At 62.1% G+C, this 20,058-nt stretch carries 21 protein-coding genes; 11 read left to right on the forward strand and 10 right to left on the reverse strand.

Annotation, left to right across the window (positions count from 1 at the left end):
• Positions 1–41: 41 nt before the first annotated feature.
• Positions 42–1,334 (reverse strand): tyrosine-type recombinase/integrase, encoded by a 1,293-nt coding sequence (locus tag C8D77_RS02870; RefSeq protein ID WP_109659126.1) that lies wholly within the window; start codon positions 1,332–1,334, stop codon positions 42–44.
• A gap of 450 nt (positions 1,335–1,784) precedes the next feature.
• Here C8D77_RS02870 and C8D77_RS02875 point away from each other — a divergent pair, with 450 nt between their 5' ends.
• The gene (locus C8D77_RS02875; protein ID WP_109659129.1) at positions 1,785–2,081 is read left to right on the forward strand and encodes a hypothetical protein; all 297 of its coding nucleotides are present in this window, start codon (positions 1,785–1,787) and stop codon (positions 2,079–2,081) included.
• A 281-nt stretch (positions 2,082–2,362) separates the two neighbouring features.
• Positions 2,363–2,665, forward strand: a complete 303-nt coding sequence (locus C8D77_RS02880) for a DUF982 domain-containing protein (RefSeq protein WP_109659131.1) — start codon at positions 2,363–2,365, stop codon at positions 2,663–2,665.
• A 268-nt stretch (positions 2,666–2,933) separates the two neighbouring features.
• Here C8D77_RS02880 and C8D77_RS02885 read toward each other — a convergent pair whose 3' ends face one another.
• Positions 2,934–3,431, reverse strand: a complete 498-nt coding sequence (locus C8D77_RS02885) for a YciE/YciF ferroxidase family protein (RefSeq protein WP_170136660.1) — start codon at positions 3,429–3,431, stop codon at positions 2,934–2,936.
• A gap of 361 nt (positions 3,432–3,792) precedes the next feature.
• Here C8D77_RS02885 and C8D77_RS02890 point away from each other — a divergent pair, with 361 nt between their 5' ends.
• The 7 genes from C8D77_RS02890 (at position 3,793) to C8D77_RS02920 (ending at position 12,041) form a co-directional block, all read left to right on the forward strand.
• Positions 3,793–3,882: a K(+)-transporting ATPase subunit F gene (locus C8D77_RS02890; protein ID WP_023669708.1), complete on the forward strand. Its 90-nt coding sequence runs from the start codon at positions 3,793–3,795 to the stop codon at positions 3,880–3,882.
• Positions 3,883–3,916: 34 nt separating this feature from the next.
• The gene (kdpA, locus tag C8D77_RS02895) at positions 3,917–5,620 is read left to right on the forward strand and encodes a potassium-transporting ATPase subunit KdpA (RefSeq protein ID WP_109659135.1); all 1,704 of its coding nucleotides are present in this window, start codon (positions 3,917–3,919) and stop codon (positions 5,618–5,620) included.
• 7 nt (positions 5,621–5,627) lie between these two features.
• The gene (locus C8D77_RS02900) at positions 5,628–5,837 is read left to right on the forward strand and encodes a hypothetical protein (protein WP_109659137.1); all 210 of its coding nucleotides are present in this window, start codon (positions 5,628–5,630) and stop codon (positions 5,835–5,837) included.
• A complete protein-coding gene (gene kdpB, locus C8D77_RS02905; RefSeq protein ID WP_109659139.1) occupies positions 5,834–7,927 on the forward strand; it encodes a potassium-transporting ATPase subunit KdpB in 2,094 nt (697 codons plus the stop codon). Before C8D77_RS02900 ends, kdpB begins: the two co-directional genes overlap by 4 nt.
• Before the next feature lie 74 nt (positions 7,928–8,001).
• Positions 8,002–8,565, forward strand: coding sequence for a potassium-transporting ATPase subunit KdpC (gene kdpC / locus C8D77_RS02910; protein ID WP_109659141.1), 564 nt, complete (start codon positions 8,002–8,004; stop codon positions 8,563–8,565).
• Between the two features lie 57 nt (positions 8,566–8,622).
• On the forward strand, positions 8,623–11,352 hold the full coding sequence (locus C8D77_RS02915) for a sensor histidine kinase (RefSeq protein WP_109659143.1): 2,730 nt from the start codon (positions 8,623–8,625) through the stop codon (positions 11,350–11,352).
• On the forward strand, positions 11,349–12,041 hold the full coding sequence (locus C8D77_RS02920; protein WP_109659145.1) for a response regulator transcription factor: 693 nt from the start codon (positions 11,349–11,351) through the stop codon (positions 12,039–12,041). The genes C8D77_RS02915 and C8D77_RS02920 overlap by 4 nt, the downstream gene beginning before the upstream one ends.
• A 12-nt stretch (positions 12,042–12,053) precedes the next feature.
• Here C8D77_RS02920 and C8D77_RS02925 read toward each other — a convergent pair whose 3' ends face one another.
• From C8D77_RS02925 to C8D77_RS02960, 8 genes are all read right to left on the reverse strand, one after another.
• Positions 12,054–13,490 (reverse strand): MFS transporter, encoded by a 1,437-nt coding sequence (locus C8D77_RS02925; protein ID WP_109659147.1) that lies wholly within the window; start codon positions 13,488–13,490, stop codon positions 12,054–12,056.
• Positions 13,491–13,713: 223 nt separating this feature from the next.
• Positions 13,714–14,196 (reverse strand): DUF992 domain-containing protein, encoded by a 483-nt coding sequence (locus tag C8D77_RS02930; RefSeq protein ID WP_109659149.1) that lies wholly within the window; start codon positions 14,194–14,196, stop codon positions 13,714–13,716.
• A gap of 95 nt (positions 14,197–14,291) precedes the next feature.
• Entirely contained in the window at positions 14,292–14,768 is a 477-nt protein-coding gene (locus C8D77_RS02935) for a DUF992 domain-containing protein (protein ID WP_109659151.1), read from the reverse strand.
• 204 nt (positions 14,769–14,972) lie between these two features.
• A complete protein-coding gene (locus tag C8D77_RS02940) occupies positions 14,973–15,815 on the reverse strand; it encodes a tetratricopeptide repeat protein (protein ID WP_109659153.1) in 843 nt (280 codons plus the stop codon).
• Positions 15,816–15,956: 141 nt separating this feature from the next.
• Complete coding sequence (gene rpsU, locus C8D77_RS02945; RefSeq protein WP_023671138.1) at positions 15,957–16,235, reverse strand: 30S ribosomal protein S21; 279 nt, start codon at positions 16,233–16,235, stop codon at positions 15,957–15,959.
• A 177-nt stretch (positions 16,236–16,412) separates the two neighbouring features.
• Positions 16,413–16,799 (reverse strand): SET domain-containing protein, encoded by a 387-nt coding sequence (locus C8D77_RS02950; protein ID WP_109661202.1) that lies wholly within the window; start codon positions 16,797–16,799, stop codon positions 16,413–16,415.
• A gap of 128 nt (positions 16,800–16,927) precedes the next feature.
• Positions 16,928–17,686 (reverse strand): SDR family oxidoreductase, encoded by a 759-nt coding sequence (locus C8D77_RS02955; protein WP_109661204.1) that lies wholly within the window; start codon positions 17,684–17,686, stop codon positions 16,928–16,930.
• Positions 17,687–17,792: 106 nt separating this feature from the next.
• Positions 17,793–18,161 carry a DUF2568 domain-containing protein gene (locus tag C8D77_RS02960; protein WP_109659155.1) on the reverse strand — a complete coding sequence of 123 codons (369 nt, stop codon included), beginning with the start codon at positions 18,159–18,161 and terminating at the stop codon, positions 17,793–17,795.
• 201 nt (positions 18,162–18,362) lie between these two features.
• Here C8D77_RS02960 and C8D77_RS02965 point away from each other — a divergent pair, with 201 nt between their 5' ends.
• Positions 18,363–19,616 (forward strand): sarcosine oxidase subunit beta, encoded by a 1,254-nt coding sequence (locus tag C8D77_RS02965; RefSeq protein WP_109659157.1) that lies wholly within the window; start codon positions 18,363–18,365, stop codon positions 19,614–19,616.
• Positions 19,616–20,056, forward strand: coding sequence for a hypothetical protein (locus C8D77_RS02970; RefSeq protein ID WP_109659159.1), 441 nt, complete (start codon positions 19,616–19,618; stop codon positions 20,054–20,056). Before C8D77_RS02965 ends, C8D77_RS02970 begins: the two co-directional genes overlap by 1 nt.
• The last annotated feature ends 2 nt before the right edge of the window (positions 20,057–20,058 follow it).

Raw genomic sequence — 20,058 nt, forward strand, 5'->3', positions numbered from 1 at the left:
TGCGTCGCCGATTACGGCTTTGCGAACCGCGTTGCCAAAGCTCACGTCATAGAGCTTGGCGTTTTCCCGCCCTGCAAAAATGCGGTCCAATCGCTCATCATGGCGCGGCGCTTCTCAATCATGGTTTCACGCCGATATGCGGCCTCAACGTCGCTGTTGATGGCATGGGCGAGCGCAAATTCCCGCATGTCTCTTGGATAATCTGACAACTCCCCTGCCCAATCCGAAAACGTTGACCGCAGCCCATGGGGCACGGCTGGACGCTTCGAGTTCTTGTCGAGCCAGCCCGTGCGGCCCGCCTCGATCTCGTTTTCGTGCATCCGTCTCATGGTCGCACTCAACGTCATGTCGGAGAGCATGCCGCCGCGGATCGCCGGAAACACATATTTTGTGTCGGCGGTCGCGGCCTCTTTCATGGCAGTTAGGATTGTCATTGCCGCATCGGATAGCGCCACAACGTGCGGGCGCTTCATTTTCATTCGCGACGCCGGCACTGTCCACAATTTGTCGTTCCAATCGATTTCCGACCATTCCAAACCGCGCACTTCACCTGATCGCGCAGCGGTCAGTGTCGCGAATTCCAATGCCCGTGCACCCGTGCCTTCGCGTTGGCGCAATGCTGCGAACCACGTGGGCGCGTCTTTCAACTGAACGGCGGGCTGATTATCGACTGTCGCAACCTTGCTTGGCTTGGACAACATGGCATTGAGATTGCCCTTCCACTGTGCCGGATTGTCGCCCTCGCGGTGTCCGTGTGCCTTTGCCCAATCAAGCACGCGTTCGCAACGTTGCCGCAAACGCGTGGCCGTCTCCGTCTTGGTCGTCCAGATCGGCTTAAGGATTTCGACCATGTGATGTTTGGTGACTTCGGAAACGGCAAGATTGCCGATGACGGGCATTGCATACTTGTCCAGCGTGGATTGCCATTGCTTCCGATGCTTTTCGTTCCTGAATTCCGCCAGCGTGTCGACAAGGAATTTGTCAACGGCATCGCGGAATGTGAGATGGCGCTTTGCGGCTTCGATCGCGGCTTTGCGACGCTCGCGCTTCTCTTGAAGCGGATTGATGCCGTTGCGGATTTTGTCTTTGGTCGCCCTCGCCCGCTCGCGGGCTTCGCCCAATGATACGTCATGCCCGCCAAGACCCATTTCGCAACGCCGGCCATTGACGTTTGTTGTGCGCAATAGCCATGACCGGCCGCTGCCCGGCGTGATTTGGAGCATGAGCCCGGCAACACCGCCGACAGCAAACACAGCGTTGCCCGGTGTGGTCGATCCGGGGTGTTTCAAGTTCTTGACGGCTAGTGCTGAAAGTTCCTTCGCGATCTTCGGCATTTCTCTATCCCATCATCTTACCCGCCAAAAATAATGGCATTGGATGATGCGGAGTGCAACGGCGCGAGACAGCCATTTTAGATTAAAGCATTGATATTGCCTTATGATTTTCATTGATTGAGACGACATGAGACAGCAATATGGCTGTCGCTCTCTCCGCCATTTCCATAGTAAAATCAATAAGTTACTCTTATTTTAGGACTGTCATGCCTTGGCGGAACATGAAAACCCGCACGAGGCGGATTCTATCGTTACCATGTGACGACTGTCAGACTGGTAGCAGCACATCGTCTGGGCCCATCCTGTCTGGCTAGGTCCTTCGGTCGATCGCGCAGGCCGTATACTCGCGGCGTTGTTATGCGAACAAGCCCATAAAGTTTTATTCGCATTTTAACTAATGAAGCTCATCCTACTAGATGGTGTGGTATCGACTCGCGGGGGCAGAGTGGAATGACTGACCTGGATGACGAGGATGACGTCCTAAAACCCAGCCCATCCAAACGCTGGCGAACAATGGCTCTGAAGACAGCACAGTTTGTCCCCCCTGTTATTTCGATAGGGTGTGCTATCACAGTTGGCTACTTTGCCTATATGGCCGCCAACCAAAAACCGCCGGCCGATATAGCAGCACTGGCAGTGTCGATCCTCAAGTCCAGCGATGCGTCCCCGGAAATGCGGGAATGGGCCGCGGACGCCATAGGAATACAGAACGATATTGGAATGCCGGCCAAATCCATTCAGCAATGAAACTGGGGCAAGCGCAGATCGCCAGGCGCATATGCCGCCCGATATCGGCGCTAGACCGGGTATCTGACGCAAGGCCACAGACACTTTCCCGAAGCCGCTCAGCAAAGCCAGCTCCGCGCAAAAGCGCCTTCGAAACAGCCGCTTTGACAGCAGTCGGGCACGCTCAAAAAAACGTACAGGTCCAGCTCGGAACCTCCCGATCCTTCGTGCGTTTCTTGGCGTCCCGTTCGCGGACCCGCCCGGATTTCTCCAAGCGCGCGATAAAATCAGGAGCCCGCTTCATGCACGACAAGCTGTTTCATTCACCGGTCGCACTGTCCGTCGGCCTCGGTTTCAAGCGCGAGATTGCCTCGCTGGCCGAAATGCACGATTTTCTGACCGACTGGACGACCTCCCGCCGCGGCCCGCTTTACCGCAATGCGGTCAAGGCGTGTGACCTCGCCATTCCGGGCTATGTGACCATCGAGCAGGCACGCCGGGCGCTGCTCGAATTCGCGCAGGCTACCGGCATCCTGTGGCCTGACCTCGAGCCGGTCGCGGGCGTGCACGCCGTTGCGCGTGGTTATGGTGGTTATGCCGCCTGAAGATCGATGCCACCCTTCCATCGTGGTGGCCAAAGCCACATAAGCCACAACAGAAAGCCCGGCTTGGCCCTCCCAGCCGGGCTTTCTCTTTTCCTGCGACCCTGCAGCTGAGCCTGACGACGTTGCGCCTTCCGTGACAATTAACTTGTCGAACCTGTGCGTCGCACCGGCTGCAGGAAATCGCCGAGTTCGATCAACCTATATCGGCATGATGCGGGAGCCGCGCTAGATCGTTTAGGCGCGGCCCACCGATCATTCTTTTACGGATCTACGCGGCTTCCGCGGCGACGTTCACGGCCGACTCCGCGAGCTGCGTCAGCGCTTCGTCGGTGGCCTTTTCTTCCTTCAGCGTCGCTTCAAGCAACGTCGCGGCCTCGTTCAGGCCGAGTTCTCCGGCCCAGGTCCTCAGCGTGCCATAGCGTGAGATCTCGTAGTGTTCGACCGCTTGCGCGGCAGCCAGCAGGCCGGCGTCGAGCGCGGGAGATCCCTTGTACTCCTCCATGATCTCGGCGCCTTCCTCGGTGATGCCCATGATGGCCGCACAGGTCTTGCCGGCCGGCTTCTTGCCGATGACGCCAAAGACCTTCTCCAATCTTGCGACATGTCCTTCGGTCTCGGTCCGGTGCTTTTCGAAGGCGGCTTTCAGGTCGGCACTTTGCGCGGCCTTGGCCATTTTCGGCAACGTCGCCAGTATCTTCTTTTCGGCGAAATAGATGTCTTTCAGCGTGTCGTGAAACAGGTCTTCGAGCATCTTCTGCTTTGCCATTGTCATGTCCTTTGGTGCGTGAGCCCTCAGGTCGACAATCTCGCATGGGAGGATTTGTTCCGTCCGCTTCGAACGGAAATCTTTATAAAATTCCTATTTCTTTCCACTCCGCCCCGTCTCGAACCTTTATGGCGATCGGGTCCATATTCCACCTTGAGAAAACACATCCGGTACCGCCGCCTCAATGCGACGGGCCGTTTCAGGGTATTGCGAACCTTTCCATCAAGGGCACAAAGTACAAAAGCAGACACAAGGAACAAACACGATGGATATCGTCGTTCTCGGGATCGGGATTTTGTTTTTCACCCTTTCCTTCGCCTACATCAAAGCCTGTGACATTCTTTAACGCGAGGACCGCAAAATGCTCGTCGACTATATTCTCGGTGGCGGCGTGACGCTGTTCCTGCTCGTCTACCTGACATACGCCCTCGTTCGCCCAGAACGCTTCTGACCGCAACTGGCGCAAGGCACGGAAAGCTACAACCATGACTCTCAACGGATGGCTACAGATCCTCGTCTACTGCGGGATCGTCGTTTTGCTGGTGAAGCCGCTTGGCGGCTATATGTATCGCGTCTTCAACGGCGACCGGACATTTCTTTCGCCGGTTCTAGGCCCGATTGAACGCGGGCTCTATCGCATCGCGGGAACCAGCGAGCGCGAGGAACAACACTGGACCGCCTATGCGGCAGGCATCATGTTCTTCAGCGTTGCCAGCTTCCTGGTGCTTTATTTCCTGCAGCGGCTGCAAGGCGTCTTGCCTTACAATCCGGCCGGCATGACTGCAGTCGAACAGAATCTTGCCTTCAACACCGCTGCCAGCTTCGTGACCAACACCAACTGGCAGAACTATGGCGGCGAAAGCACGATGTCCTACCTCGTACAGATGGCCGGCCTCACCGTGCAGAACTTCATGTCGGCGGCGGTTGGTATCGCTATCGCGGTCGCGCTGATCCGTGGCTTTGCCCGCGCGTCGGTCAAGTCCATCGGCAATTTCTGGGTCGATATGACCCGGTGCACGCTCTACGTGCTGCTGCCGCTCTGCATCATCCTGACCCTTGTCTATGTCTGGCTCGGCATGCCGCAGACGCTCGGTCCGTATGTCAACGCCACGACACTGGAAGGTGCCCAGCAGACGATAGCGGTCGGCCCCGTCGCGTCGCAGATCGCCATCAAGATGCTTGGCACCAATGGCGGCGGCTTCTTCAACGCCAACGCCGCGCATCCGTTCGAGAACCCCGACGCGATCTCCAACCTGATCCAGATGGTGTCGATCTTCGCGCTCGGCGCGGCGCTGACCAATGTCTTCGGCCGCATGGTCGGCAACCAGCGCCAGGGCTGGGCGATCCTGGCCACCATGAGTGTTCTGTTCATCGCCGGTGTCGCCGTCTGTTACTGGGCGGAAGCCGCCGGCAATCCGCTGGTGCACGCGCTTGGCATCGACGGCGGCAATATGGAAGGCAAGGAGAGCCGCTTCGGGGTCGCCATGTCGGCACTGTTCGCGGTCGTCACCACCGCCGCGTCCTGCGGCGCGGTCAACGCCATGCATGACAGCTTCACGGCACTCGGCGGCTTCATCCCGATGATCAACATGCAACTCGGCGAAGTCATCGTCGGCGGCGTCGGCGCCGGTTTCTATGGCATCCTGATGTTCATCGTGGTCGCGGTCTTCGTTGCCGGCCTGATGGTTGGCCGCACACCCGAATATCTTGGCAAGAAGATCGAGGCCAAGGAGGTCAAGATGGCAATGCTGGCAATCCTGTGCCTGCCGCTGGCGATGCTGACATTCACGGCCATTGCGGTGGTTCTGCCAAGCGCTGTGGCGTCGATCGCCAATGGCGGGCCGCATGGCTTCTCCGAGGTACTCTACGCCTACACCTCGGCGGCGGCGAACAACGGCTCGGCCTTTGGCGGCCTCAGCGGCAACACGCCCTGGTACAACATAACGCTCGGCATCACCATGCTGATGGGTCGCTTCCTGGTCATCATTCCGGCGCTGGCCATCGCCGGCTCGCTGGTGGCGAAGAAGACGATTCCGGCCTCCGCCGGCACCTTCCCGACCGATGGCCCGCTGTTCGTCGGTCTGCTGGTTGGTGTCATCCTCATCGTCGTCGGCCTGACCTTCTTCCCGGCATTGGCGATCGGACCGATCGTCGAACATCTGGCGATGATCCATGGGCAGACCTTCTGATACCGCCATGTCCTGGTTCAACACCATGCGTCGCAAGGCTAGGCCCAAGGCCGACAATGAGGGGGAGGCGGATCCCCCTCCCTTCCCGAGCGTATCCACATTCCTGGGCATCGCGGCAGTCATGATCGTGATCTGGCTGCTGGCCTACGGCCCGCCCTTTTCGGCATCCGATCGATCGGTGCCATCCACCAACACCGATACTGGAGCCATCAAATGAGCCAGTCCAAATCCGCCAGCATCATGGATGCTAGCATCTTGTGGCCCGCCATCGGCGGCGCCTTCAAGAAATTGAACCCGCGTACCCTGATCAAGAATCCGGTGATGTTCGTCGTCGCCGTCGTCTCGGCGCTGACGACCGTCCTGTTCGTCAGGGATCTGATCACCGGCGGCGGCGATTTCAAATTCACGCTGCAGATCATCATCTGGCTGTGGTTCACCGTGCTGTTCGCCAACTTCGCCGAAGCCGTCGCCGAAGGGCGCGGCAAGGCGCAGGCCGACTCGCTGCGCAAGGCACGCACCGAGACCCAGGCCAAGCTTTTGACGGGTGAAGACCGCACCAAATACAAACTCGTGCCCGGCACCAGCCTCAAGGTCGGCGACGCCGTGCTGGTCGAAGCCGGCGACATCATTCCGTCCGACGGCGAAGTGATCGAAGGCGTTGCCTCGGTCAACGAAGCGGCTATCACAGGCGAATCCGCGCCGGTCATCCGCGAATCCGGCGGCGACCGTTCGGCGGTCACCGGCGGCACCCAAGTGCTGTCCGACTGGATCCGCGTGCGCATCACCGCGGCTTCCGGCCACACCTTCCTCGACCGCATGATTTCGCTGGTCGAAGGCGCCGAACGCCAGAAGACGCCGAACGAGATCGCGCTCAACATCCTGCTCGTCGGCATGACGCTGATCTTCGTGCTGGCCACCGCAACGATCCCGAGCTTCGCCTCCTATTCGGGTGGCTATATCTCGGTGACTGTGCTGGTCGCCCTGTTCGTGACCCTGATTCCGACGACGATCGGTGCGCTGCTGTCGGCCATCGGCATCGCCGGCATGGACCGCCTGGTGCGCTTCAACGTGCTGGCGATGTCGGGCCGAGCCGTCGAGGCGGCCGGCGACGTCGATACGCTGCTGCTCGACAAGACCGGCACGATCACGCTCGGCAATCGCCAGGCGACGCAGTTTCGCCCGGTCAAGGGTGTCACCGAGCAGGAACTGGCCGACGCCGCCCAGCTAGCCTCGCTGGCCGACGAAACGCCGGAAGGCCGTTCGATCGTCGTTCTGGCCAAGGAGAAATACGCCATCCGCGCCCGCGACATGGCAACGCTGCACGCCACTTTCGTGCCCTTCACCGCGCAAACCCGCATGAGCGGCGTCGATATCGATGGTTCATCGGTGCGCAAGGGCGCCGTCGATTCGGTGCTCGCCCATGTCAACCAGTCAACAACCGCCTCTCATGGCACGCGCCCAAGCAGTGAAGCCGTCCGCGACCTCCAGGCCATCGCCGACGAGATCGCCAAGTCCGGCGGCACGCCGCTGGCGGTCGAACGCGACGGGCGCCTGCTCGGCGTCATCCACCTCAAGGACATCGTCAAGGGCGGCATCAGCGAACGCTTCACCGAACTGCGCCGCATGGGCATCCGCACGGTGATGATCACCGGCGATAACCCGATGACGGCGGCAGCCATTGCCGCGGAGGCCGGCGTTGACGACTTCCTCGCCCAGGCGACGCCGGAGGACAAGCTGAAGCTGATCCGCGACGAGCAGGCCAAGGGTAAGCTGGTCGCCATGTGCGGCGACGGCACCAACGATGCGCCGGCTCTTGCCCAGGCCGATGTCGGTGTCGCCATGAACACCGGCACGGTGGCAGCCCGCGAGGCCGGCAACATGATCGACCTCGACAGCGATCCAACCAAGTTGATCGAGATCGTCGAAATCGGCAAGGCGCTGCTGATGACCCGAGGCTCGCTGACCACTTTCTCCATCGCCAACGACGTGGCCAAGTATTTCGCCATCATCCCGGCGATGTTCGCCGTCTTCTACGTCGCGCCGGGACAGACCACCGGCCCGTTGCAGGCGCTCAACATCATGCATCTGGCGACGCCGCAGAGCGCTATACTGTCAGCCATCATCTTCAACGCACTGATCATCATCGCGCTGATCCCGCTGTCGCTGAAGGGTGTCAAATATCGTGCCATCGGCGCCGGCGCGCTGCTCCGTCGCAACCTGCTCGTCTACGGCCTCGGCGGCATCATCGTCCCCTTCGTCGGCATCAAGGCGATCGACATGATCGTCACCGCCCTCGGCCTCGCTTAACTCTTTGTTTTAACGCAATTCCGGACGGAAAACCGCTTCACACTTTTCCTGGAATTGCTTTGAGGAACACGTCCATGCTCACCCAGATAAGACCCGCGATCATCATGATCGTCTTCTTCACGGTGCTGACCGGCCTGATCTATCCGATCGGCATGACCGGCATCGCCCAGGCCCTGTTCCCGCGTCAGGCCAATGGCAGCTTGATCGAGAAGGACGGCAAGGTCATCGGCTCCGAACTGATCGGCCAGGGCTTTGCCAGCGACCGTTATTTCCATGGTCGCCCCTCGGCTGCCGGCGACGGCTACAACGCCGCCGCCTCGAGCGGCAGCAACCTCGGCCCAACCAATCCCAAGCTGATCGATCGCATCAAGGGCGACGCCGAGAAGTTGAAAGCGGAAAACCCGAACCAGCCTGTTCCGATGGACCTGGTGACGACCTCCGGCAGCGGCCTCGATCCTGATATCAGCCCGGAAGCCGCCTATTTCCAGGTCGCCCGGGTGGCCAAAGCCAGGGGTATCGACGAGGCCAAGATCAAGGCGCTTGTCGATAGCCAGGTCGAGGGCAGGGAGCTCGGCTTCATGGGCGAGCCGGTGGTCAATGTGCTCGGTCTCAACCTTGCGCTGGACGCCGCGAAATAGTGAATGGTACGGGCCGGGGATCGACAGTATCCCCGGCGCCATCCATGATCGATCCCGATGCCGGACGACAGAAGCAACGACACCAGACCTTCTCCCGACGCACTGCTTGATCATGCCGAGCGGGAGGCGCGAGGCCGCCTGCGCATATTCCTGGGCGCAGCACCGGGCGTCGGCAAGACCTACGAGATGCTGATGTCGGGCCGCGCCAGGTTGGCCGACGGCGTGGATGTGGTGATCGGTGTCGTCGAGACGCATGGCCGCAAGGAAACACTGGCTCTGGTCGAGGGATATGAGGTCATTCCCCGCCGCAAGGTCGACTACAAGGGGCGTATCCTCGACGAGATGGATATCGACGCCATCATTGCCCGGCGCCCGGCGCTGGTTCTCGTCGACGAGCTCGCCCATACCAATGCCCCTGGCAGCCGCCACCCCAAGCGCTATCTCGACGTCCAGGAAATCCTGACGCAAGGCATCGACGTCTACACGACGCTCAACATCCAGCATGTCGAAAGCCTGAACGATGTCGTCGCCCAGATCACCAAGGTCAGGGTCCGCGAGACGGTTCCCGATTCCATCATCGACCAGGCCGACGATGTCGAGATCATCGATCTCACCCCCGACGACCTGATCAAGCGGCTCGAGGAAGGCAAGGTCTATTTTCCCAACACCGCCCAGCGCGCGATCGAGAACTATTTCTCGCCGGGCAATCTGACGGCGCTCAGGGAGCTGGCGCTGCGCCGCACCGCGCAGCGCGTCGATGACCAACTGCTGATCCACATGCAGGCGCACGCCATTCCCGGACCGTGGGCAGCGGGGGAAAGGGTTCTGGTCTGCCTGGACGCGCGCCCGGGCGGAGCGGCCCGCGTGCGCTATGCACGCAGGCTGGCCGACCGGCTGCGTGCGCCGTGGATGGCGCTGCACGTCGATAGCACTCGTTCGGCCAGCATGCCCGAGGACGACAAGGACCGGCTGGCGACGAACCTGCGCCTTGCCCAACAGCTTGGTGCCGAGGTGACCACCATTCCGGGTCAGAATGTGGCGCAGGACATCGTGCGTTATGCGACGGCGAACAATTTCACCCATATCGTGGTCGGCAGGCCGACCCGGTCGCGCTGGCGCGAATTGATCGAAGGCTCGCTCACCTATGATCTCATCCGCAATGCCGGCGACATCAGCGTCCATGTCATTTCGGGAACCGAACGCAACACAGAGACGGCGTCGAGGAGCGTCAGGACGGCGGACGAGCAGTGGCAGTTCCAAATCTGGCCTTATCTTCAGGCCACGGCCTATCTCATGGGCTCGCTCGCCTTTGCCGTCCTTCTCGATCAGTTTCTCGACGTTCGCAATCTGGCGATCATCTTTCTCATCGCGGTGCTGGCATCGGCGGTGACTGGCGGGCTCTGGCCGGCTCTTTATGCCTGTTTCGTCAGCGCGCTTGCGTTCAACTATTTCTTCCTGGAGCCGCGCTACACGCTGACCATTCGGGATCCGGAAAGCATTGTTGCGCTTGGCGTGTTCCTCGTCGTTGCGGTGATTGCCAGCAATCTGACGGCGCGCGTGCAGCGGCAGGCTGTCGCTGCCCGCTCACGGGCGCGGGCGACCGAGGACATCTACCTTTTTTCAAAGAAGCTAGCCGGTGCCGGCACGCTCGACGACGTCCTCTGGGCCACCGCCTTCCAGATCGCCTCGATGCTGAAGCTGCGGGTAGTGCTGCTCCTGCCGGAAGACGGAACGATCACCGTCAAGGCCGGCTATCCGCCCGACGACACGCTAGCCGAGGCCGACATCGCCGCCGCCCGCTGGGCCTGGGAACACAACCGTGCCGCGGGTCGCGGCGCCGACACGCTTCCCGGCGCCAAGCGGCTCTATTTGCCCTTGCGGACGGGGCGTACGGCAATCGGTGTCGTCGGCCTCGACAATGACAAGCAGGGGCCGCTGCTGACGCCCGAGCAGCAGCGCCTGCTCGATGCGCTGGCCGACCAGGCAGCGGTCGCCATCGAGCGTATTCAACTGGTCGCCGACGTCGACCGCGCCAAGCTCGCAGCCGAGGCGGACCGGCTGCGCTCGGCGCTGCTTACCTCCATCTCGCATGATTTGAAGACGCCGCTCGCCGCCATCATGGGCGCGGCCGGCACGCTGAGGGAATTCGCACCGGCACTTCCCGAACATGACCGGGCAGAACTGCTGACGACCGTGCTCGATGAATCCGAGCGATTGAACCGCTTCATCGCCAATCTGCTCGACATGACCAAGATAGAGTCCGGCGCAATGGAGCCGAACTACGCCTTCCACTATGTCGGTGACATCGTCGGTTCTGCCTTGCAGAGAGCCAGGAAAATCATTGCCGAGCACAAGACCGAGACCGACATCCCATCAGATTTGCCGATGCTGAAGGTCGACCCCGTCCTGTTCGAGCAGGCGCTGTTCAATCTCCTCGACAATGCGGCGAAATATGCGCCGGCCGGTTCGACGATCCGCGTGCAGGGCTGGACCGACAACGGCTCCGTCCTCCTGCAGATCATGGATGAAGGGCCGGGCATTCCCCCTGGAGATCTGGAGCGGATTTTCGACACCTTTTACCGGGTGCGCAAGCGCGATCAGGTCCGTGCCGGCACCGGGCTCGGGCTGTCGATCTGCCGTGGCTTCATCGAGGCGATGGGTGGCACGATCACGGCGGCAAACCGAACCGATCGTTCGGGCGCGGTCTTCACTATCAAGATGCCGAAGCCGGCGAACCCGCCCAATTTCGACGCCTCGAATACGGACGATCTGGGTGACTTGGCATGACAAACTCGAACGTCAGGATATTGGTCGTCGATGACGAGCCGCCGATCCGCAAGCTGCTTCGCGTCGGGCTCGGCAGCCAGGGCTACGCGATCAGCGAGGCGCCGAACGCCAAGGTGGCGATCGAACTGATGGAGGCGGAGAAGCCGGCCCTCGTCCTGCTCGACCTCGGCCTGCCCGGCATGAGCGGCCATGAGCTGCTGCGCAAATGGCGCGACGACGGTCTCGACATTCCGGTGGTCATCCTGTCCAGCCGCACCGACGAGGCCGGCATCGTCCAGGCTCTGGAACTTGGCGCCGACGACTATGTCACCAAACCCTTCGGTATGAACGAGTTGGTCGCACGCATCCGCGTGGCGTTGCGGCACAAGTTCCAGCAGCAGGGTGAAAAACCGGTGTTCCACACCGGTGACCTTAGCGTCGATCTGGTCAAGCGCATCGTCAAGGTCGAGGGCAAGGACGTAAAACTCTCGCCGAAGGAATATGATATCCTGCGCATCCTGGTGCAGCACGCCGGCAAGGTGCTGACCCACCATTTCCTGTTGAAGCAGGTCTGGGGCGATTCAACCGACGTGCAGTATCTCAGGGTCTATGTCCGGCAGCTCAGGCAAAAGATCGAGAAGAGCCCCGACCAGCCGCGTTACATCACCACCGAGACCGGCGTCGGCTATCGCCTGCGCGAGGTCGAGTGAGCAGGTCAGGTTTTAGCCGATAGCTTCCCGCGGCTGACCAAGGGGCATGGATACTCGCAAGGCCGCCAGGCAGCCGACAATGCCGAGCGGCACAAAGGCAAGAAACAGCCAGGACGCGACATTCGCCGCTGCGTCGTGGTTCAGACCTTGCGAAAAACCGCTGGCATTGGCGACGATGCCGGCAAGTGCGGCACCCACGGCATAGCCGATGCGCTGCATGGTCGGCACCGCCGCCGAGGCGATGGTCTGCTCGCCCTCCGGGGCGGAGGCGACGATGACGCGCGTCAGGAACGGCCAGGCGATGCCGAAGCCGCCGCCTTGCAACAAGGCACAGATCAGGATCAGCGGGATGGAGCCCAGGGGTATCGTATAGGCGAAGCCGGCGATGCCAGCCGCGATCATCACCGCGCCGCCGATGATGATCAGCCGCTCGCGCTGCGGCGGCGCGTTGGCGACCAGGATCGACAGGATCGACCAGGCGATCGATTCGGCGGCAATGATGTAGCCGGTGGTCAGCAGCGGAATGTCGTGCAGGCTGGTCAGCAGCAGCGGCCCGTAGACACCGAAGGAACAGGTCGCCACAGAAAAGGCGGCAACCATGGTCATGCCGGCGCCGACAGGCGTGCGCCATGAGAACAGCCGCGCCGGGAACAGCCGCGAGCGCGGCTTCAGCGCGTCGATGTAAAAGAACAGCACCAGGCCAATGAGGCCGAGGGCCATCAGCAGCGAGGAGCGCAGCAAGGCGATGTCGACGCCGGCCGAGGCGATCAGCACCACGGCGACGGCAAGACAGCCAAGGGCCGCGAACGGGAAGGGCGGCGCCTTGCCGGTGCTCGTCCTGGGTTTCGTCGCTTCCGGCGTGTCGAGCACGATGAAGCTTGCCAGCGCCATGGCGGTGCCGCCGAGGGTGAAGATGCCGAAGGCCCAGCGCCATGACAACAACTCGGTCATGATCGCGCCGAGCAACGGTCCGCTGAAGGCGGCGACGCCCCAGATCGCCGACATGATGCCGAAAAGCTGCGGCCAGATGGCGCGCGAGAACAGCCGCTCGACCGAGACGAAGGCCAGCGACACCAGCGCACCGCCGCCAAGCCCTTCGATCAGGCGGCCGGTAAGGAACAATTGCATCGAAGGCGAGGTGGCGCAGATCAGCGCCCCAGCCGCGTAAAGCAGCGCGGCGACCACCATGTTGGTGCGCAGGGCAACATAGCTCACCAGTCGTCCGGCCGCTGCGCCGGCAACAATGGCACCGAGTTCATAGATGGCCAGCGACCAGCCGACGAGCTGCACGCCCGCCAATTCGCCGACCATGGCCGGCATCACCGTCGCCACCATCGTTTCGTTGGTGGCGTGCAACAGGATGCCGAGGCTGATGAAGCAGAAGCGCGCCAGGTCGCCGCTTGCCCACAATGCGCGCCAGTCGACCCTGTTTGTGCTGATTTTGGTCATTTCCACCCCTGCCTTCCATATCTCGACGCCAGCGCAGGACGCCAGAAGCCAGTGCGGGTTTCCGGCAGGACCATGCACATCGACAGCGCCGGATTGCGCGCCGCATCGAGGCGTTGTTGCGTTCGGGGCAGGCTTGTAAAACCTCAACCGCGATTGAGCTCAAGCGGTTTCTCGAGGATGGTTCGCGCGGCCGTCTTTTCGATCGGCGGCCTTTGTTGCAGCATCAGTTCGCGGTGCTGCGCAACTGGAACTGGCTGACGCCGATCGCGAGGTTCATGCCGGTCTGCGTCTGCAGGCTGAGTGGCTGCAAGGTGAAGGCCTGCGAGGAGCCGCCGACCAGAAGATTGGCGCCGGCGCCGACGGCCGCCGTCACCTCCGCGCTGGCGCCGATATAGTCGCCGGCCAACGCGCCCGGCGCATAGATGTTCTTCAGCGGCGTCAGCACGATCCACTGCATGACCGTCTGCTTCGTCGTGCCGATGTCGAGGCCGTATTTGTTGACGGCGCCGAAATAGGCTTCCGGCGCGAAACTCTTGTCGGCGGGGTTGAAGGTGCAGCTCAAATCCTTGCTCGAGCCGAAAATGAAGCCGGTGCCGCCGCCTATGGCGCAATCGAGCGTGCCGAGCTCTATGCCCTGGTCCTGGGCTTGCGCCGCCCCGGCAAACACGGTGGCGATCACGGCAGCGGCAATGGCTGTCTTCGGCATGGCGGTCCCCTCAAAATCAAACAAACGGCGCGGAACCATCCTATCTGGTTCCGCGCCGCAGGGTGAGGGGTCATGGAGCGCATGGCTCCATGCATTCACTTGAACGAGTGGATCAGCTGGAGCGAGGTCACAGCCACGGCAAGGTTGACGCCGGTCTGCGCCTGGACGCTGAGCGGCTCCAGCATGAAGGCGCTGTCCAGGCCACCAACCAGCAGGTTGGCGCCGCCGCCGGTCACGACGCTCGCCTCGGCGTTGACGCCGTAGTAGCTGCCGGCGAGATCGCCACCGTCGCGATCGCGGGTCGCAGCCAGCACGGCCCAGACCAGCTGGCCCTGATGCGTCTGGCCGACATCGACGCCGATCTTGGAGATGACGCCCGTGTAAATCTCCGACGGTCCGTGATGGTGGGGGCGGAAGACGCAGGAGACGCCCTTGTTGGACGCGACGATGTAGCCGGTGCCGCCATCAATGGTGCAGTCGAGCGTGCCGAGTTGCAGCTTGCCGGCGCTGGCAGGGGCAACGGCGAAGACCGTCGTGGCGAGGGCAGCGGCGCAGGCGAGTTTCTTGATCATGGGAGGTCCTTTCGCAAATCACTTCTTAACAACGGATTGGGTGGGTAGACCGTTCCGCTGAAAACTTGGCGCGATCAAGGCAGGAGCCAACAGCTTGCTGCCGGGGTTAATGCGCGGTTGCCGGATTGACGGGTCAGCGCCACGCCTCCTTTCGGACGCGAAGGACAAGCACCTTGATTGGCGCGAAGCCTGCTGAAATCGATATCAGCTGACGCGGGCGAGGCCATCCTTGGCCGGCTGGTAGGTCGGATCAAGGTGAACGGCTTCGCGATAGGATTTCGCCGCCTTGGCCTTGTCGCCGCGCCGCTCGTAGATCAGCGCCTGGTTGGCCCAGGCCTCGGCATTCTTGCCGTCGAGCTTGATCGCCATGTTGAAGTCCGAAAAGGCATTGTCTTCGTCGTTGGTCGCCAGATAGGAGAGACCGCGACCGTTATAGGGTTCGGCGGCGTCGGGCGCCAGCGAGATGGCCGTCGAGAAGTCCTCGATGGCGAATTTGTGCTGGCCCTGGCTCTGATAGATCAGGCCACGATTATGGTAGGCGCGCGCGTCGGTCGTGTCGAGCTGGATCGCCTTCTGGAAGTCGTTGAAGGCGTCCTGGGTGCGACCCGCCTTGCGATAGAGATTGCCACGGCCGATATAGGCGGCGTCATAATTGCCGTTGATCTGGATCGAACGGTTGTAGTCCTCGAGCGCGGCGGTCTGATTGCCGAGGAAGCGCTGGATGAGCGCGCGGTTCGAATAGGCCTGGAAGAAATTCGGGTTGAGCTGGATGGCCTGGTTGAAATCCTTGAGCGCCGCCTGGTACTGGCCGCCACGGCCATAGGCCGAGCCGCGCACATTGTAGCCTTCGGGATCCTGGGGATTGCGCTGGATGACCGCCGACAGCGAGGAGATGTTCTCGCTCGACCCTTGCGCCTTGTCGATATTGTTGAATTCACCGGTCGGGCCGGCCGTTTGGCAACCGGCAAGCGCCAGTCCGGAGAGCAGGGCCGCTGTCAGGGCGAAACCACGCAATGCGGTCCCGCGCTCCACGCTTGTTGCGTTCATGTCTGCCCTGTCCTCACTTCAAGCCGCGTCGCTTAGGTCCGGTTCCCCCCTCCGGGCCGGGTCGCAATCAAAACAAAAAGGTGGCGGCGATTCCGCATCGCGCCACCTCTGATATCCTTCGAAAAGGACGAAAAATTGGCGTTAGAACCGCGGCGGACGCGGAGCACCACCTGGACCACCGGCGGCGCCAGCAGCAACCGGGCGCGGCGTCATAGGCAGCAGGCCTTCGCGCTGGGCGCGCTTACGGGCCAGCTTGCGGGCGCGGCGGACGGCTTCAGCCTTTTCACGGGCGCGCTTCTCGGACGGCTTCTCGTAGTGACCGCGCATCTTCATTTCGCGGAAAATGCCTTCGCGCTGCATCTTCTTCTTGAGAGCGCGAAGCGCCTGATCAACGTTATTGTCGCGGACGAGTACCTGCACGGGCAATCCTGTCTTTCGGGTTTGATATCAACAGGCAAGCGGCCATAGCCACTAGCCTCCGCGGCGGTTTACACCACGAATTGGGGCGGCTGATAGCAGAATCATGCCGCGCTGTCCACAGCCGAAATGCACTTGGAGGCCAACCGTAGCCGGTTTGCCCCAGGATCAAGGGACCGACTAGGCCGTGGCAAGGTGAAGCCGCTCGAAATCCTCGAAGAACTCGCCGTAGTCGCAGGTGATCTCCTCGCCCGCGGCGATATCGCGGGTCGCGGTGGCTCCGCCATACTGTGAAAAATCCGTGTTTGGATTGCCGGCATGGTTCATGAAGCGCCCATTGTCGACTTCATAGACCATGAAACCCGGCCGGTCCGGGCTCGGATAGGCATAGCGGTCGAGCAATTCCCTGAGATGCGAGGGCGCTGCCTCGTATTTGTCCATCGGAATCAGCCGGTCGAAATCGGGATCGAGCCGCCAGATCGAAGCGCCTTTCCTGATGGGCTCGGCAGCGAAGACGCCGACGCCCTCGATTGCGCTCGCAGCCACATAGGTTCTGATCAGCATCATGTTTGCAGGACCGGTTTTGGCAAGAAGACCCGTTTCGACAGGAAACGGCATCGCCAAATCGCGGCGAAAAAGCAAGACCGCCGTCTGCCTGGCGGCTATGAACATGCCTATTCGCCGCGAAAAACCCATCACGTCCGGTTGATCGACACGCCGCCATCGGCCAGTAACGCCGTTCCTGTGGTGAAGCTCGAGGCGTCGGACGCCAGATAGAGCGCCGAGCGGGCGATCTCCTCCGGCACCGCGACACGCTTCAGTGCATGCAAACCCTCGACGAAGGCCCGCGATTCCGGAGTCTTGAAGGTTGCCGCCGGCGTGTCGGTGCCGCCGGGCAGCAGTGCGTTGACCCGCACGCCTTTCCGCCCGTATTCGGCGGCAAGCACCTGCGTCAGCCCGATCAGGCCGGCCTTGCTGGCGGCATAGCTGGTCATGCCAGGCATGCCGATGGTGTGGCCAACGAAGGTGGAGGTGAAGATCAGCGAACCGCCACCACGCTCGACCATCGCCGGCACCTGGTATTTGGCGCCGAGAAACGCGCTGGTGAGATTGGTGTCGAGCGTCTCGCGCCAGCCTTCCAGCGACAGTTCGGCTATCGGTCCCATCAGACCGACGGCGCCGGCATTGTTGAACGCGATGTCGAGCCCACCGAACTTTTCGACCGCCGCATCGACAAGGGCTTTTGCATAGGCTTCGTCGCGGACATCGCCGGCAAGCGCGACAGCCACGCCATCGGCGTCCGCGATCTCGGCGACAAGTGCATCGAGCTCGGCCGGGCGGCGGGCGGCGACGATGATCTTGGCGCCTTCCTCGGCAAAGAGTTTTGCAGTGGCGCGGCCGATGCCGGAACTGGCGCCGGTGACGATGGCGACCTTGTTGGCGAGTGCGAACATTTTCTGCATCCTTGTCGTCGCGCCGGTCTAGCCGGCAATTGGATGCTTGGTCGCAAATGGGGCGAGTCGGAGCCACCCGATACCTGCAAACGCCGCGTCGCCCTAGCTACTGCCTCAGCAGCCAACCGAGCCGATCGAGCGAGAATGCGTAGCTGATGACGATGAGCAGGGCGACGATGATGCCCGTGATCGTGTAACCGGCGACATAGAATCCGGCAGCACCGCCAAACAGGATGACCAGTTCGAGCACCAGCCGCACCGCGCCGGGCACAGGTACCGGTGCGCGGCCCGACCGGCTTGGGTCGTTGAGTACCGCGAAGGTCCCCCACAGCACAGCCGCAATGAGCGGCAAGGCCAAGGCGAGGACCCAGCGCCACCATCCGTCGGAGAGGCTCCAGCCGGCGATGCCGAGGCCGAGCAAGGCGGCAAGCTCCAGCAGAAAGCGCAACGTCATATTCCACCAGGCGTTGCCCATATTCGTCCTCCCAAGTCTCGCGGCAGGCAGTGTGACTGAACGCAGCGATGGCAGCCAGATCGCATGCGTCTTTTTCGTCGTGGCGCAAAACGGCAAGCGCCGTCGCAAACAGCGCAAGGGTGGAAGCGCTGTTTCGCTAGTGATACACCTCGCGCGCCGGGACCGAATGAATGCCCGGCCGCTATTTGCGAGGCCAGGACGTTGAAGAAATATTCGGTATTCGCCATCGCCCGCGAGGCCATGCGCGGCCACAAGGGCTGGGAGGAACAATGGTCCTCGCCTGAGCCGAAGAAGGAATACGACGTCATCATCGTCGGCGCCGGCGGCCATGGCCTGGCCACCGCCTACTACCTTGCCACGGTGCACGGCATCACCAATGTCGCGGTGCTGGAAAAAGGCTGGCTCGGCGGCGGCAACACCGGCCGCAACACCACCATCATCCGCTCCAACTATCTCTATGACGAGAGCGCCGGCATCTACGACCACGCGCTGAAGCTGTGGGATGGGCTCAGCCAGGAGCTCAATTACAACGTCATGTATTCGGCACGCGGCGTCATGATGCTCGCCCACAATGTGCACGACATCCAGGTGCTGAAGCGCCACGTCCACGCCAACCGCCTGAACGGCATCGACAATGAATGGTTGTCGCCGGAGCAGGCAAAGGAATTCTGCCCGCCGCTCAACACCTCCAAAGACGCGCGCTATCCGGTGGTCGGGGCTGCGCTGCAGCGCCGCGGCGGCACGGCGCGCCACGATGCGGTTGCCTGGGGCTATGCGCGCGGCGCCTCGGCGCGCGGCGTCCACATCATCCAGAATTGCGAGGTCACAGGCGTCAAGCGGGCCGCCAACGGCGCGGTCATGGGCGTCGATACGACGCGCGGCTTCATCGGCGCCAAGAAGGTCGGCGTCGTTGCCGCCGGCCATTCCTCGGTCATCATGAACATGGCCGGCGTGCGCATGCCGCTGGAAAGCTATCCGCTGCAGGCGCTGGTGTCGGAGCCGGTCAAGCCGGTGGTGCCCTGCGTGGTGATGTCGAACACGGTGCACGCCTATATCTCGCAGTCCGACAAGGGCGAGCTGGTGATCGGCGCCGGCACCGACCAGTATGTCTCCTATTCGCAGACCGGCGGCCTGCACATATTGCAGCATACGCTGGACGCCATCTGCGAGATGTTCCCGATCTTCACGCGCATGAAGATGCTGCGCTCGTGGGGGGGCATCGTCGACGTCACGCCGGATCGATCGCCGATCTTGGCCAAGACGCCGGTGCCCGGCCTCTATGTCAATTGCGGCTGGGGCACGGGCGGCTTCAAGGCGACGCCGGGCTCCGGCCATGTCTTTGCCCATACGATTGCCAAAGACGATCCGCACCCGATCAACGCGCCTTTCACCATCGAGCGCTTCCGCACCGGCCGCCTCATCGACGAGGCGGCGGCGGCGGCGGTGGCGCACTGATGATGGCGCAGATGGCTGTGGCGATGCCGCTGATGCTGGCGGGGGAACAAGTGCTGGCGGGGGAACGGGGCATGTTCCATTTTCCGTCGGCGGACGAAGTCCGTACGCAGCCGATCAGCCGTGCCGGGAACGAAGCCAACTGGCCGTTTTCGGTCGACGAGGGCATGCTGGCCTGCGTCTGGAGCGGCGGCCAGCGGGTGGTTGTCTTCTTCGAGAACAGACCTTCCGATTTAGGCGTGGACGAGACATTCCAGCCACGTCAGGTGATCGTCACCACCGATCCGATTCAGCTTACCCTCGGCAATATGGCGTATCGCGACCTTTTTCGCCCAGCCGCAAGCGTGGAGGAGCGCATCCGACTCGTCGCGCCGTTCGCGACGCTGGGACAGAAGCTTTGCGATCAACCGGCGGGCGCCCGCGTCGGCCACGGCGAATTGTAGGA

This window comes from Mesorhizobium loti (genome assembly GCF_003148495.1).
In the GTDB taxonomy this organism is placed as follows: Bacteria; Pseudomonadota; Alphaproteobacteria; order Rhizobiales; family Rhizobiaceae; genus Mesorhizobium; species Mesorhizobium loti.